This is a genomic window from Salinivibrio sp. KP-1, from assembly GCF_000968645.1.
Taxonomy (GTDB): domain Bacteria; phylum Pseudomonadota; class Gammaproteobacteria; order Enterobacterales; family Vibrionaceae; genus Salinivibrio; species Salinivibrio siamensis.
Genome location: NZ_LAQR01000048.1, coordinates 221,790 through 236,401, shown reverse-complemented (window position 1 = coordinate 236,401; position 14,612 = coordinate 221,790). Strand labels below are relative to the sequence as shown.

At 48.7% G+C, this 14,612-nt stretch carries 13 protein-coding genes and 1 tRNA gene; 8 read left to right on the top strand and 6 right to left on the bottom strand.

The genetic code is table 11. The annotated features are described in order from the left end of the window. Window positions 1-77: 77 nt before the first annotated feature. A tRNA-Asn gene (locus WN56_RS14445) sits at window positions 78-153 on the bottom strand. A 236-nt stretch (window positions 154-389) separates the two neighbouring features. Between WN56_RS14445 and WN56_RS14440 the strand changes: the two genes are divergently transcribed. From WN56_RS14440 to WN56_RS14430, 3 genes are all read left to right on the top strand, one after another. Next, complete coding sequence (locus WN56_RS14440) at window positions 390-2,264, top strand: alkaline phosphatase D family protein (RefSeq protein WP_046076029.1); 1,875 nt, start codon at window positions 390-392, stop codon at window positions 2,262-2,264. Between the two features lie 103 nt (window positions 2,265-2,367). Continuing rightward, entirely contained in the window at window positions 2,368-2,607 is a 240-nt protein-coding gene (locus WN56_RS14435) for a YdcH family protein (protein ID WP_046075664.1), read from the top strand. A gap of 12 nt (window positions 2,608-2,619) precedes the next feature. Beyond that, a complete protein-coding gene (locus tag WN56_RS14430; RefSeq protein WP_046075663.1) occupies window positions 2,620-3,747 on the top strand; it encodes a PQQ-dependent sugar dehydrogenase in 1,128 nt (375 codons plus the stop codon). On the opposite strand, the gene WN56_RS14425 is transcribed toward WN56_RS14430, so the two are convergent. Further along, a complete protein-coding gene (locus WN56_RS14425) occupies window positions 3,744-4,499 on the bottom strand; it encodes a PilZ domain-containing protein (protein ID WP_046075662.1) in 756 nt (251 codons plus the stop codon). The genes WN56_RS14430 and WN56_RS14425 overlap by 4 nt on opposite strands. 133 nt (window positions 4,500-4,632) lie before the next feature. Here WN56_RS14425 and WN56_RS14420 point away from each other — a divergent pair, with 133 nt between their 5' ends. Further along, complete coding sequence (locus tag WN56_RS14420) at window positions 4,633-5,640, top strand: ABC transporter substrate-binding protein (protein WP_046075661.1); 1,008 nt, start codon at window positions 4,633-4,635, stop codon at window positions 5,638-5,640. Between the two features lie 82 nt (window positions 5,641-5,722). On the opposite strand, the gene WN56_RS14415 is transcribed toward WN56_RS14420, so the two are convergent. Then, entirely contained in the window at window positions 5,723-6,565 is an 843-nt protein-coding gene (locus WN56_RS14415; RefSeq protein WP_046075660.1) for a 2OG-Fe(II) oxygenase family protein, read from the bottom strand. A 194-nt stretch (window positions 6,566-6,759) separates the two neighbouring features. Here WN56_RS14415 and WN56_RS14410 point away from each other — a divergent pair, with 194 nt between their 5' ends. The 3 genes from WN56_RS14410 (at window position 6,760) to WN56_RS14400 (ending at window position 9,999) form a co-directional block, all read left to right on the top strand. Beyond that, window positions 6,760-7,137: a glutaredoxin gene (locus WN56_RS14410; RefSeq protein WP_046075659.1), complete on the top strand. Its 378-nt coding sequence runs from the start codon at window positions 6,760-6,762 to the stop codon at window positions 7,135-7,137. 323 nt (window positions 7,138-7,460) lie between these two features. Then, window positions 7,461-7,976, top strand: coding sequence for an oxidoreductase (locus WN56_RS14405; RefSeq protein ID WP_162274050.1), 516 nt, complete (start codon window positions 7,461-7,463; stop codon window positions 7,974-7,976). A gap of 103 nt (window positions 7,977-8,079) precedes the next feature. Then, window positions 8,080-9,999, top strand: coding sequence for a bifunctional diguanylate cyclase/phosphodiesterase (locus tag WN56_RS14400; RefSeq protein ID WP_046075658.1), 1,920 nt, complete (start codon window positions 8,080-8,082; stop codon window positions 9,997-9,999). On the opposite strand, the gene WN56_RS14395 is transcribed toward WN56_RS14400, so the two are convergent. The 3 genes from WN56_RS14395 to WN56_RS14385 all read right to left on the bottom strand — a co-directional run bounded on the left by WN56_RS14395 (window position 9,996) and on the right by WN56_RS14385 (window position 13,192). After that, the gene (locus tag WN56_RS14395; protein WP_046075657.1) at window positions 9,996-11,354 is read right to left on the bottom strand and encodes a hypothetical protein; all 1,359 of its coding nucleotides are present in this window, start codon (window positions 11,352-11,354) and stop codon (window positions 9,996-9,998) included. The two genes, WN56_RS14400 and WN56_RS14395, sit on opposite strands and share 4 nt — an antisense overlap. 328 nt (window positions 11,355-11,682) lie before the next feature. Beyond that, window positions 11,683-12,174, bottom strand: a complete 492-nt coding sequence (locus WN56_RS14390; protein ID WP_046075656.1) for a histidine phosphatase family protein — start codon at window positions 12,172-12,174, stop codon at window positions 11,683-11,685. Window positions 12,175-12,247: 73 nt separating this feature from the next. Next, window positions 12,248-13,192: a chemotaxis protein CheV gene (locus tag WN56_RS14385; protein WP_046075655.1), complete on the bottom strand. Its 945-nt coding sequence runs from the start codon at window positions 13,190-13,192 to the stop codon at window positions 12,248-12,250. A 428-nt stretch (window positions 13,193-13,620) separates the two neighbouring features. Here WN56_RS14385 and WN56_RS14380 point away from each other — a divergent pair, with 428 nt between their 5' ends. After that, entirely contained in the window at window positions 13,621-14,550 is a 930-nt protein-coding gene (locus WN56_RS14380; protein WP_046075654.1) for a chemotaxis protein CheV, read from the top strand. Window positions 14,551-14,612: the final 62 nt, after the last annotated feature.

Genomic DNA, 14,612 nt, shown 5'->3' with positions numbered 1-14,612 from the left:
CTGACGCGTGGCGTTTTTATTCATACGCACAAAAACAAAAAAAGCGCCAGCCTTTCGGCTAGCGCTTCTTTATAATTTGGCTCCCCCAACTGGACTCGAACCAGTGACATACGGATTAACAGTCCGCCGTTCTACCAACTGAACTATGGGGGAATCGTCTTTTGCGACAACGAGCGAGATGATAGGCAATCCATTATCTCGGTGCAACCCTTTTTTCAATAAATCCCCACACACTCGGCTCGAATGGCTAAAAAGGCAACAAATCAGACGATTAAACTATCGTCTTTGCACTGACGTAGGTAAAAGTGCAAATATACAACCCAGTAGCTGACTTCGAGGACCCAGAGACATTGGATAAAGACGCACTCCCACTGTTTATTGCCGGCCCCATGCTAAGACGTACCACACAGCATGAAGTGACCTTATGGTCAGTGCTAACACAAAAGCCCGATGATGGTACCGTGTCCGTTTATCAGCACCACCAGATATTAGCATCCATGCCATTGTCAGCCGGGCATTGGTTTCGTATTGGCGAGCGCGCGTGGGTCGTGCTTCATCATCTCCGGTCAGCCCATGGGTTTCCCGTCGATAGCCCATTGTCATACGACATACAGATCAACCACAGTGGAATGGCAGACATCCAACCGGAGATCTTGTATGACAACGAGCAAGCTCCCTCTTTTTGTATTCCCTCAAAAGCCACCCACATCGCGCATGGCTCATGCCGACACCCACACCACCACTGCGATGATGCCCTCGTCACTCTCGACCAACACTTGGCCACGACCCCTATGACACACTGGCCTAATATGTTGATTATGAGTGGGGATCAAATCTACGCAGATGACGTCGCCACGCCGATGCTGCAGCGTATTCGCCGGTTAATTGCCGTATTAGGTCTTAAAAATGAGTATTTCGAGGCCGCGCCCATTGTCGACTGCCGTGCCTTGGATACACACCCTGACAGCTATGTTCAACGCGGCAAGCTCCTCCCTAGCCAGCGCGCGGAAAAGGGCGGCCATTTAGAGAGACTGTTTGGTCAACCACTGCCTATTTTTACATCCAAAACCGTCTCCAATCACTTGATAAGCTTCGCAGAACACGTCGCCATGTATTTGCTGGTTTGGGCGCCCGTTTCTTGGGCGCTAACAGACGGACCTCATCTTCACGCCCCCAGCCAACTGACCGACAGTCAACGCGAGCGCTATCAACAAGAAACACTCGCACTCAATGCGTTTCGTTCCGGTTTAACCGGCGTGCAGCGACTATTCGCACACCTATCAACCTATATGATCTTTGATGACCATGACATCACAGATGATTGGAATATCACCGTCGGTTGGGAGCACGCCGCGTATCTCAATCCCTTTTCTCGTCGTATTATCGGCAATGGTCTGATGGCTTACTGGTTGTGCCAAGGTTGGGGCAATGCGCCCGATAACTTTAGCCAAGACTTTCTCACTACCGCCCGCCAAAGCGCCTATCAGCCCATGAGTGTTTGCGATCTGGACACACAAACAGAGACGCATCAAGCCATGGTGGAGCAATGTCTACGCTTTGAACACTGGCATTACACGGTGCCAACGACGCCACATCTCGTTGTGTTAGATACACGCACTCGTCGCTGGCGATCCGAGTCACGAATGAATAAACCGTCGGGCCTGATGGACTGGGAAGCGCTGATGGATTTTCAACATGATTTGTTAAGGCATGATAGCGCGGTGATCGTCTCTGCCGCCCCCATGTTCGGCGTTAAGTTTATTGAAGTATTGCAACGAGTCGCGACCTGGCTGGGCGCGCCGACTGTCGTCGATGCGGAAAACTGGATGGCACACCCAGGGAGTGCCAATACGCTACTCAGTATTTTTCGCCATCAACGGACACCCACCAATTATGTGATTTTATCTGGGGATGTGCATTACTCGTTTGCTTATGATATCCGAATCCGATTTCGCACCCATAGTCCGCGTTTGTGGCAAATAACTGCCAGTGGTTTCAAAAACCGCTTCCCCGAGCCACTGCTCAGCTTTTGCGAGTGGTGCGATCGCGTTTTATTCAACCCACTGTCTCCACTGAATTGGCTCACGAAACGTAAGCGTATGCGCATTGACCGGCGCGACCCTGATACGCCAGGCCCGAAGCGTCTCGTCAATGCCAGCGCCGTGGGATTGGTCACCCTGAATGAAGATGGCTCTCCACGCACCATTAGCCTTCTGAAGACCGATGGTCAACGCGTCTCTTTTCCGGAAAAGACAAACACATAGACAGCTCGCCTGCTACATCACCGTGATTATCATCAATGAAATTTGGATAATCGCGGTAAGCAGGCCTAACCTTATTAAAGGTAGGCCGATAACAGGAGGCTTTATGCAAGGAGAAAACCACGCACTCGTTTTTGATTTCCCAGAGCACCGCGATCGTATCCATCACCTGAAACAATATGACCCAGCGTTTCAGCTCGATGCACAACGCTACCATCAACTCGATCATCATATTCGTGGTTTAGAGATGAACCAAATCCCTACCAGCGACGATGTTTTTACCGCCATGAAACGACAGCGCGCGCACCTCAAAGACCGTCTATACCAAAAACTACGCACGCACTAACAGGAGCTGACAATGCATATGTTGCATCGACTCTGCCTGTTGGTTCTTTGCCTAGGCATTGTAGGGGCGACCCACGCGAAAACCATCAACACGGAGGCAGTGAACCTTCGTGTTGAAACACTGAAGTCCGGTTTTTCTCACCCATGGGGGATCACTGAACTTCCGGATGGCGATCTGCTCATCACTGAGCGAAACGGTAACCTGAAGCGCTTAACCCCCAATGGCCTGGTCGTCTCCATTTTAGGTACCCCGAAAAACGTGTTTCAAGAGGGGCAAGGGGGGCTATTAGATATTGCTTTGGCGCCTGATTTTGCGACCAATCAGCGTTTATACCTCTCTTATGCCGCCGTCGACGAGCAAGGGCAGGCAGGTACTGAGGTAATGGTGGCCACACTGTCTAAGGATGTACTGATTGACAGTCGCGTTATCTTTAAAGCCCTTCCCAAGCGCGGTGGCGGGCGCCATTTTGGCAGTCGTTTATTAGTCACGCCTGAGTATTTGTATATTACCCTCGGTGACCGAGGACACCGTGATCGCGCTCAATTCGCTGATGACCATCTTGGCACTCTTGTGCGCCTTCATCATGACGGCACCGTGCCCGAGTCAAACCCTTTTGTCCAAACACCGAGTAAGCAATCGGAGGTCTTTAGCTTCGGGCACCGGAATATCCAAGGTATCGCGTTAGATAACAACGGCACCCGTATTTGGGCACATGAGCACGGCCCCCAAGGTGGCGATGAACTCAACGTAATCCTCGCCGGTGAAAACTATGGCTGGCCAACCATTACACATGGCGTTAACTATGGGCTAGGCACACAGATCGGAGAAGGCACATCCAAACCTGGCATGCGCCAACCTGTCTATTACTGGGATCCCTCTATCGCACCATCAGGCATGACGATGGTGAACAGCCAGCAGTTTCCGATGTGGCAGGGGGATTTACTGCTCGGGTCGTTAAAGTTTGGCTTGCTAGTAAGGCTAGAGCTGGAGAACGGCCAAGTCAGGCATGAAGAGCGAATGTTAGAGGGTCAGTTTGGCCGCATTCGCGATGTGATCCAAGCACGTGATGGCAGTTTACTCATCCTCACCGATAGAAGAAACGGCAGTATACTGCGTGTCACACCATTACCTCAGTCTTAGATAGAAAGGCTGGAGGTAAGCTCGCCGTCATTGTGAGGTATCGACAGACGATAAAGCTCACCATCGTAGTCTAAATTGGTGACTAACCACGCGCTTCGTGACTTAGAACGGTCGTCGAATTTAAGCCCACAATGATAACGCTCACCTTTAAGGCGGTGACTCAATATCACGCCGCTCATTGTCAACGCTTGGCTGGCAGGGATACCTGTCAGGCTAAGCGCTGCATTTTGCTCCTCATCAATCTGCAAGCCAATCGCACGGTAAGAAAACAAGCACCCGCCCACAGAGAGATCGTGTATCGTCACGGGCACGCTGGCTTTACCGTCTATATTTAACGCTGCAGAGAGCTCGACATTAAAACGCTTGTCTTGGCGCAAAGGCGTGGCGCTCGCACCGTCACGCACAAGCTCGACACATAAAAGGGTATGGTGAGCTTCCATCAAGCCTTGTACTTTTCCACCAAATCGAATCAGCGATCCATCGGCAGAAACACCATGAAGACGTAAACTATAACCCGCCCCAAAGTACTGCTTTTTCTGTTGGCTCGACAGTTTAGGCAGTTGCAGATAACAAAAACGTTGTCCATCACTGCCAATCAACAACCCATTAAATCGGAACAAAGCTTTAGTAGGCGTCTGAATGTGAACACGCACCAAGGTTGCCACCCCCAACTTAAGTACCGCGTGAGTGACAGCTAAAGCGATGGCTTCTTGGTTTTTTTCTATCGCATTAAGTTGCTCTTTTCTTGGCATAATGGCGTTCTTTGTCGTCCGCTAATAGGGATTTCAGTATTTTTATTAAGATCGGTTGCGTTGAGTATAGATCGCCCTATTCGCCCATGTTACTTTTTCGATACATAAAGCACTCATCTATCAAGGACACATCATGAAAGGGACGCTAAAGCGGCTACTGATAGGCTCAATACTGGCCTGCCCCCCCCTTACCCAAGCCAGCGATGACGCGGCATGTGGCAAGGTCTCTATCGCGGATATGAATTGGAACTCAGCCACACTCATGGCACATGTTGATCAATTTATCTTAGCCCATGGGTATGGGTGTGATGCTTCTCTTGTCCCAGGCGACACCATGCCTACTGGCGTCTCAATGACAGAAAAAGGCGAGCCTGATATTGCCCCAGAGTTTTGGACAAACTCACACAAAGCAATGTTGGATAAAGGCGTGCAAGAGGGACGGTTAAGGTATGCAGGCGATGCATTCTCACAAGGTGGCAACGAAGGCTTTTGGGTACCCAAATACATGGTCGATCAACACCCCGAGTTAGCGACCATTGAAGGTATCAAAGCGCATCCAGAGCTGTTCCCTCACCCTGAAGACCCTGACAAAGCCGCATTTATGGGCTGCCCGGCGGGGTGGACATGTCAAATCTCAGCCCAGCACATTTTTAACGCCCTTGAATTGGACAAAGCCGGCTTTGAAATTGTCGACCCAGGCTCTGCGGCAGGCTTAGCCGGTACCATCGCACGAGCCAATGAGCGAAAAAATCCTTGGTTTGGTTATTATTGGGCGCCGACCCCTGTGATGGGAAAGTATGAAATGGTTGAAGTCGATTTGGGTGCCGATGTCAATTTAGCGCACTACAAACAATGTATCACCCAAGCGGACTGCCGCTCCCCCCAGGTCACCGCATTTCCCACCTCTCCCGTGCACTCACTAACCACAGCATCATTTGCCAAACAAGCGCCCGCGGCATTTAACTATATCAGCCGCCGTGAATACGATAACCAAGTAATGAGTGACATGCTGGCTTGGATGGATACTTACCAAGCAGACGGTGAAATAGCCGCAGACGAGTTTCTTCGCCGCTACCCTGCCATTTGGCATCAATGGGTTGATGCACAAACCGCGCAACGTGTCGAAGACGCGCTGCGATAATGGTAGCGCATACACGGTGAGAAACGTAAACAGACATGACTTGCCGAGCGTCAAACATGACCTCGGCAAGCATAAAAGTGTGTTACTCGATCACGCCAAGCTCACGGAGGCGTTCCATCAAATAGCTGTTAGCCGTATGGCGCTCAGACAGTACAACATCTGGCTTAGGGTGCAAAAATAGCGGCAGCGAGATACGCGCTTTGGTTTTATCCGCACCTTCCGGGTTCACGACACGGTGAGTGGTAGAAGGGAAATAACCGCCGGATGCTTCTTGAAGCATATCACCAATATTGACGATTAAATTACCAAAATCACAAGGGACATCTAACCAGCTCCCATCTTTCGCTTTCACTTGCAAGCCAGGCTCATTGGCAGCAGGCAATATTGTCAGCAAATTAATGTCTTCATGAGCAGCCGCTCGAATCGCCCCAAGCTCTTCATCACCCTTTAACGGCGGGTAGTGTAAGACACGCAATAAGGTCTGTTGGCTACCATTAATCATGCTAGAGAGTGGTTGCGAGAAGTGTTGACTTATATCTGATGGTGATTGGCGCTCAACCCACGAGAGCAAGGTTTCCGCTAAATGCGTGGCATGCTCGTAATAAGACTGTAAATTGCCTCTCAAGGCGTCTGGACACTGTCCCCATGGGTAATAATGAAAGAACTCTTTCAGATCACGCTTGGTATGGCCTTTCGCGGTCTCTGCGACTTTTGAGGGAAAAAAGCCGTCCTGCGTGTCGGGCTTATAGGTAAAGCGGTGCTTGTCTTCGGTATTAAAAAAACCTTCCCATTGCTGATAGATATCGGCGACCCATTGTTGCTGTAATGGGTGATTTTTTAATACACCAAAACCTGTTTCACGTAGGGATTTAACAAACGCCTGCTCTGCATCAGGCGCAGTAAAGTCAATGGCTTGCAGTGTCATAATGCTCTCGTAATCGTTTGCTTTTTATCATGAGGTAAGTGAAACAATAGTTTAACAGGCAGGTTAACGGGTACAATGCCATCCTGTTCTTAGAGAGAAACGCTTTGTTTCTATAAGAGCACAATCTAACCTCAAGATAGGCAAACGTGTATCACGTGTTACACTCTATGCCGTTGTCAACGCATGGAGGTTATATGGGCGTTATTCGTTGGATCCTAGGTAAAATTATTCTGGTTGTAGAGTCATTGACCCAACCCAAGTCCCCTCAATTAAACGCAGCGCAAAAGCAGGCGATGGACACATTGGCACAGCAGGTCACTCTATATCAATTCGCGGCCTGCCCCTTTTGTGTAAAAGTGCGCCAGGCAAGCCGAAAACTCGGCTTACCGCTTCAGACCAAAGACGCGAAGCGCAACATGGATGCCAGAAAAGAGCTTGAACAAGGGGGAGGGCGAATCAAAGTACCCTGTTTGCGTATCCAACAGGCAAACGGCGAGGCGCGCTGGATGTACGAATCGGATGATATTATTGCCTACTTAAACAAACAGGCGACACCAATTATCGAAAAATAATTAGACACCCGCCAAGCTAGCGTCTATGTTTTTAGTGACAAGACTCCTTCGCTTGCCCCTTGTTGCCCGACCGGCTTATGCCTTTTATCGGGCTTTGCTAAACTGCCCTAGCCCTATGCGTGGGCAGTTTTCTTTTTCAATTCAACAATAAATCTCGTGACTGTGTCTGATCGATTTACACGATCCACCCACCCTTACTACGAGAGAAATGGACCCTTTCCCATTTTCCTTCGGAGCGTATATCATGACGGTCACCGCTCTGTCTTGAGTTAGATTCAATCACAAACTAGCTTTAAAAAGATGGAGATAATAAGGAGTGTGACATGACAACGTACGATCCCAGATATACTATCCGCAAAAGCCGTTATACCGACCAACTCATTTTGCTAGCGCTGTTGTGTCTCATGCTGGTCAGTCATGCTGTCGAAGCAAGACCGATTTTGACCATTTATGGTGATGTCGCCAAGCAATCCTTTACTCGTGAGGAGCTGATGCAGCTGGCTGACCGCACAATTGAAACGGAAACCCCTTGGACGGAAGGTCAGCAGGTTTTTCTCGGTGTGTCAGCACAAAAACTGTTAAAAACGTATGACAAGCAAGGCCATGAATTGAAAGTTCACGCCCTCAATGATTATTGGTCCAAAATGCCGACTGACGAGATTAATAAGTACAACCCTGTTTTCGCCATCAAGAAAAACGGCGAGTGGATGCCTATTCGCGACAAAGGGCCGATTTGGGTTATCTACCCATTATCCGAATTTAATCAGTACGATAATGAGATTTTACACAGCCGTATGGTGTGGCAAGTTAACCATATCGAAATATTAGAAAAAGAATAACAACAGCCCTATTGGCTCAACCACGGTTTTTGCCTACTCCACGAGCTTCCCGACTCAACCACAAGCAGCTAGGCAAAACACAGCAGTAAAGGAATATATTGGTATGGTAAAGCGCCCTCTTATCGGTTTCATCATTTTTGCATTTACCACGTTAGCCTTCGCGGCCTCAGCGCTTTACCAGTTTCATAATGCCTACGCACGACAGGCACTGCATACCCAATTGTCAGCATGGGCTTTAGCACAAATGGAGCTCGAAACCTTAGAGTTTCGTAATGAGCTCGCCTTGTACCTCGCCACGGCCTCAGACAAACAGTCCCTTGTCCTGTCTTATGACATCCTATGGAGTCGTTATGACACGTTTTTAAGCAGCCAAGAGGCTGCGCCCATGCGTCGTACGTTTGATGCCCAACCCGTGGTACAACGTGCTTTTCGTTTAATTCAGCAACATGAGCAAGCGGTATTGAACGGTGACCGGCAGCGACTTTCTGGCCTTCTTCATGAAATGGATATTGTGCTGCCTCAGGTACGAAATCTGATGGTCAATAATTTTACCGGGCCGGCAGCTATCGAACAGCGTGAATTTTTACAAGACCAAATAAAAACCATGTACGCGGCCATCATTATACTGATGTCGTTATTGATTTTTTTCGCCTTTCGCCTCTATCGCAATAGTAGCAAACAGCAAAAAATGGCATGGCACGATAGTCTCACTGGCCTACCCAATCGCAATTACCTTTTGGAGTATCTCTACAAAGCAGCACATAAAAAACAAATACATACCTTATTGCTGATCGATGTTCGTCGTTTTAAAGACATCAATGACCTGATGGGATACGAACAAGGCGATGTCGCGCTAACACAGTTGGCCAATGAACTAAAAAGCATGTGTTTGCCTTACGGTTATCCTTGCGCGCGGATCAGTAGTAATGAGTTTGCGGTTCTCGCATACACCGACAATCGTCAGCTGAGCTTCTTTACTCAGCCTTTGTGCAACGCTCTGCGAAGCGCGATCGACAGTGTCTACCCAGGTCATCGATTAGCGGTGGCTATTGGCGTCGCAAAGAGCCTCGATTTGGATGACAATGTCATTAGAAATCATCGTCAGTTTGCCAACCAACTGTTAAACAACGCGGACCTTGCACTGATGAAAGCCAAACGAGCGCCTGTGACGCAAGACAGTGTTGATATATTTAAAGAGGAGTACGAGCAAGAAGCGAAGCAACGTCGTCAATTACGCGATGAGCTCAAGGCTCACCTTGACGACCCTTATCAAGAGACACTCTATGTATTGTTTCAACCCATGGTGGCAGCGACGTCAAGACGCCTTGGCTGTGAGTGTCTGATTCGCTGGGACCATGCTGAGTTTGGTCCCATTGATCCAGAGCTCATCGTCAATGTCGCCGAAGAGTCAGGCCTGGGTCGGAGATTAGGCGCCTGGCTTTTGCGTCAAGTTTATCTGGCATTAAATACCGAATGGCAAACCATTAATGACCGCATTGATATTGCGATTAACCTTTCTGACTCGTTTTTCAACGAGTCCTTGATTGCCGATGTGATCACTGTATTTGCCGATCACCCAGAACAACGTAAACAACTGATTTTTGAGGTCACAGAGACGATGACCATCGACGATATTGGTCGCTTCAATCTGCTGATGAATCAACTGCGCGACGTCGGTATTCGGATAGCGCTGGATGATTTCGGCACGGGTTGGTCATCCATGTCGGTACTCAGCCACCTGAGTTTTGATAAAGTCAAAATTGATCGCTCATTTGTCACCGGCATGGCCAATACACCGCGCCAGCATGTGTTAGTCGATACCATTTGTCATATGGCCCATCAGCTCGATATTCGCGTGGTCGCCGAAGGCGTCGAAACACAAGAACAACTCACCAGCCTAAAACAGATGGGCGTTGACGAATTCCAAGGCTACTTCTTCGCCAAACCGCTATCCGCACTGGACTTTTATGCTTTCTGCATCGATCACTTAAATCATAAAGACAAGTTATTGATGAATGATTAATCAAACACTTCTTCTATATCGACCACTTTTGAGCGGTTAACCGTAATTTTCCAACGCTGATACACCGTCGGCTGCCCTTTTAACCGCTGACAACTAATAAGGTTGAATTGATGCCGCTTTTCAACCGAATCTTTGAGTACCTGGCCTTCATTAAGCCGATATAAGCGCTGACTACCACGGTCCATAAGGCGAGAAAAAGACCGGAAATCAAATTTCCACACGTCACGAGTGGTGTCATAACCCGACAAAAAACGGGTTGTCTCTAACTGTGTTTTCACTTTAAGACGCACTACCGCCTCTTCCCGTTGACGCAGTTTGCCACGACGCAATTTCTTCACTTCATCGGGTAGGGCAGCAAAATCCATATAATCTAGCCACTCTAACTGCCGACCTATTTGTCGATTGGATGTGGGGTCAATAAAACGTTTTCGCCACTTGGGACGTCCTTTACGAATCCAGCGCCACAACGCGTCACGTAAATCATCTTTAAAGATCTCTCGCAATGCATACACACCCGCCATGGCCAACACGAACGATAGGGTGATTTCGCCTAAATATTGACGTGCACGGACAATAACAGTGGTGACAAACAGCATCACAAACGCCGTCGCGGACGCTTTAGCCAGTTTGTTAAGGTTTTTACCTAGCGCCTGCGGCACTTGGCGAATCGTCACGGGAAACTCAATCAAGCGGCGCGCCAAGCGCATCTTATTGACCATACGAGTGGGATCGCGCCGTGCTTTATCCGAGTTATAACGGTTAACGAGGCGGTGTGCCTCTTCAGCTTGGCACAATTCAATCAATTGCTGGCGTACCCCCTTGTAGACGTTTCCACGCGGCATATGGGCTAATAACGACAGAAAACGTTGCTCCGTCAACCAAGATAAATAGTTGTCTATATTATGGTAATACTTGAGTAGCTTGGTATTTTGCGGTTTGTAGCGCCGGAGTCGCCGTAAAATCTCCACCGCCATCTCTATCGTATCTTCTAACTGCTCTAACGCTTGTTCATCCTCTAGCCCAGAAACGGATTCAAAAAAATCGTGCGTCGCTTTTTCGAGCGATAAGGCATACTGATACGCATAGAGACTCAAGCTCACTCGATATTGTTCGGTTGGCAGTTTGTCACGACTGGCTAGGCGAGCATGTACCAAGGGCAGATGATAACGAGACGTAAAATACGTTCGACTATTGGCGAGGACACGGTAGTAAAACTCATCTTCAGAAAGCACATGCTTACCAAACTTAAGCTCACCAGGGACGAAGAGATAAAACTCGACCTCTTGGGCACTGACTTCCTCGTTGAGCACAGCCACCCTGACTGATAAGCCCTCATGTTTGTCTACTGTGATCACGACTGCTCTCCTGTGAACGCCAATAAATTTGCTACCAAGCCGATCCCCCATAATACGCGTACGACCAAGGTGTTACGAGTATCGCACATTTACCGCAACACAAGTGAAAAACCGCCATATCGCGTCAATTAAACTGGTCGTTTTTTGCTCAATCGATCGTCTTGGGGTTGCTCTCCACGACTCACGCGTACTGCCGCCATTGCCTACAAAGAAATTAACGGGGTTATCCACAGGTACAGTAGATAACTTTACAATCCAAGCGCTAAATATAGTTCAGAGCGCACCATATCTAGTATGCATATGACAGCATCCTGTTCCATAGACGAAACTAGCCTCGAAGTCGCTTAGGCCAGTCGAGAAAGCAAAGCTGTGCATGCGTATTCGCAACCTCTGTCCAGTGCTCGACGGGATACTGCACCACCGCCACACCTGAGGTCGGCAAGTTATCCTTGGTCATCCCCACTCCATGTAAGTAATTGTTTAGTGCAGGGTTGTGGCCAATAATCATCGCCACATCTTGTTCTAACTCGAGTGCTTGGATGGTATGAATGATTGCCGATGCATGCTCACTGTATAACGTTTCCTCTAAAACAATGGGCGGCTTATCGGTCAGCGTTTGTGCCACCAGCACTGCCGTATCTTTCGCGCGTTGCGCTGTGCTGGTCACAATCGTTTGTGGCTGGTGCAACCAAGCATTCAAGCGCTCCGCCATTTGCGGCGCTTGCCGAAATCCTCTCGGATTGAGCGGACGTTCGTGATCATCGAGGCTTGGATCATCCCAACTCGATTTTGCATGGCGCATCAAAAATACCGTTTTCATCGTCACCCCCTCAATGTTCAATAAAAAAAGCGAGCCACGGCTCGCTTTTTGTTTTCACTGGTGCCTAGGCGGTTTAACTCGCCACGACTTGGCGCAAACGCTCCTGCACCACATTGACCAAAAGGTCGGGCTGGAATTTAGAGATAAACTGATTGCAGCCCACTTTTTCAACCATTGCCTCATTGAAGCTACCGCTTAGTGAGGTGTTCAGTGCAATGTACAAATCACTCATCCGACTATCAGAGCGCACTTCATGCGTCAGTTTATAACCGTCCATTTCCGGCATTTCCGCATCAGTGATCATAAGCAAAATTTCGTCACTTACGTTTTTGCCTTCATCGCACCAACTCTTGAGCAAGTTCAGTGCTTCAGCACCATTTTTCTTGATGATGCACTCAACGCCAAACTGCGACAAGGTTTCACTAACCTGCGCGCGCGCCGTGGATGAGTCATCGACAACCAGTACTCGCTGCCCCGTCATATAAGGGGTCAGTTGCGGGTCGAGGACATCTTCAGAAACGCCAACTTCATACGCAACGATCTCAGCCAGCACTTTTTCCACATCCACAATTTCCACTAAACGCGTTTGACCATCAAAGTCTTGGCGAGTAATGGCCGTTAAGTAATTATTGCGTCCAGAGCTGGAAGGCGGCTCCATGATCTCATCCCAGCCCATGTTTTTGATATTGATCACCTGCCCAACGAGGAACGCTTGGATGGTGCGGTTATATTCAGTCACGATAACGTTACATTCATCCGACATGCCTATCGAGCCCATGCCGATAGACTGACGTAGGTCAATCACTGGAATAGATTTGCCGCGAATCATGGCAACGCCACGGATGTTCGGATGGGAGCCAGGCATTTGGTTGAGCTTTGGCACTTTGATGACTTCACGTACTTTAAACACGTTGATGGCAAAAGGTTGGGTAGAGCCAAGGTAAAACATTAAAAGCTCGAGGCGGTTTTCACCCACCAATCGTGTCCGCGAATCTACCGAATCTAAAATATTGGTCATAGTCTACTCAACCGTCGTGTTACTGCTCATTCGCATTTATCCGGACACGTAAATCCTTGCTAACGTGCCTCAATGTTGGGGGCTTTTGTGTCGCATTGCACTGAGACTTTCAAGTACCGAGACAAAAAGCGTGTTCTTTCTTATTTTAGGTAAGATACAGCCACAGGCAACCTCTTTGCAGAAGGTGACGTCTAAATGACTGGCTCACTTAGCCTATATCTTTCGCTATCTTAGCAAAAACCGTGGCCTAAAAGCGTGGTATACACCACGTTTAAATGAGACTATCAATAAGTTTCAAATGTGAGACAATAGCAGGCAAAAGTTTTATCTTTTCACCCGTTAGCCCTATCCTTGGGGTAAGAATAGGTGTTTAGAGACAACACTGTTACCCTAATCAGAAGACTGACGATAACACGCAGAGTGATGCTATGAAGAGCAAAGCGAATCAAGCACAAGGCATGTTGATGTTCCGCCTCACCGCCACCCAATCTTTCGCGATTGGCACGCTGAAGGTACGAGAAATCATTCCTTTTCAGCCGCTCACGGATTTGCCGGGATCTCACCCAACGGTGATCGGAACCACTAGCTTCCGTGGCATCGCGACCCCTGTCATTGATATGGCAAAAGCGATTGGCTACAAACCCGTGGCTAAGTCAGAATGGGAGTCTTGCTACATTATCGTGACCGATTGTCAGCGCCGGGTGATGGGTTTTTTGGTCCGTGGAATCGACAAGATCAGCGAGTGCGATTGGCGTTCTATTTCAGAGCCACCGGAAACCTTAGGAACACGCGCGTTTCTTACCGGCGTGATGAACATCGACGACAAGTTGGTGCAACTGCTTGATGTTGAATACATTATGGAGCACATTTTCCCCTCTGATCCTGACAAGCTGCACCCCATCTTAGCCGACGTCGATCGTGAGAAACTCAAACCCATGAATATCCTCTTGGTCGATGACTCATTGACGGCGAGACGGCAATTATCAGAGGCGCTTGATAGTATAAACATCCCCTACTTTGTCACCAATAACGGCCTAGAAGCGCTGCAAATGATGAAAAATGCCGCCTCAGCCGGCAAGCCATTTGATATTATTGTTAGCGATATCGAAATGCCTGGGATTGATGGCTATGAGCTAGCCTTTGAAATCCGCAGCGACGATAAACTGGCGGAAGCTTACTTGATATTACACACCTCGCTATCAAGTGATATCAGTGTCGACCGTGCCAAACAAGTCGGGGCGCACGAAGCACTGACGAAATTCGATGCCACTGAGCTAGTGCAAGCCATGTTGCGCGGCGCGATGATGAAAACATCCGGTTCATCGGTCAAGCTCGAGGGCAGCCCAACCGACTACTGAGCGTGATTACCACGTTATCGGTGAGCCTTGATATGTGTCATGACACTGTCAATGCTCACCTG

Bases quoted from the DNA above. Each gene is read 5' to 3' on its own strand.
- WN56_RS14420 (WP_046075661.1), top strand. From the start codon at position 4,633: ATGAAAGGGACGCTAAAGCGGCTACTGATAGGCTCAATACTGGCCTGC.
- WN56_RS14440 (WP_046076029.1), top strand. From the start codon at position 390: ATGCTAAGACGTACCACACAGCATGAAGTGACCTTATGGTCAGTGCTA.
- WN56_RS14415 (WP_046075660.1), bottom strand. From the start codon at position 6,565: ATGACACTGCAAGCCATTGACTTTACTGCGCCTGATGCAGAGCAGGCG.
- WN56_RS14435 (WP_046075664.1), top strand. From the start codon at position 2,368: ATGCAAGGAGAAAACCACGCACTCGTTTTTGATTTCCCAGAGCACCGC.
- WN56_RS14385 (WP_046075655.1), bottom strand. From the start codon at position 13,192: ATGACCAATATTTTAGATTCGGTAGATTCGCGGACACGATTGGTGGGT.
- WN56_RS14425 (WP_046075662.1), bottom strand. From the start codon at position 4,499: ATGCCAAGAAAAGAGCAACTTAATGCGATAGAAAAAAACCAAGAAGCC.
- WN56_RS14390 (WP_046075656.1), bottom strand. From the start codon at position 12,174: ATGAAAACGGTATTTTTGATGCGCCATGCAAAATCGAGTTGGGATGAT.
- WN56_RS14410 (WP_046075659.1), top strand. From the start codon at position 6,760: ATGGGCGTTATTCGTTGGATCCTAGGTAAAATTATTCTGGTTGTAGAG.
- WN56_RS14405 (WP_162274050.1), top strand. From the start codon at position 7,461: ATGACAACGTACGATCCCAGATATACTATCCGCAAAAGCCGTTATACC.
- WN56_RS14400 (WP_046075658.1), top strand. From the start codon at position 8,080: ATGGTAAAGCGCCCTCTTATCGGTTTCATCATTTTTGCATTTACCACG.
- WN56_RS14430 (WP_046075663.1), top strand. From the start codon at position 2,620: ATGCATATGTTGCATCGACTCTGCCTGTTGGTTCTTTGCCTAGGCATT.
- WN56_RS14380 (WP_046075654.1), top strand. From the start codon at position 13,621: ATGAAGAGCAAAGCGAATCAAGCACAAGGCATGTTGATGTTCCGCCTC.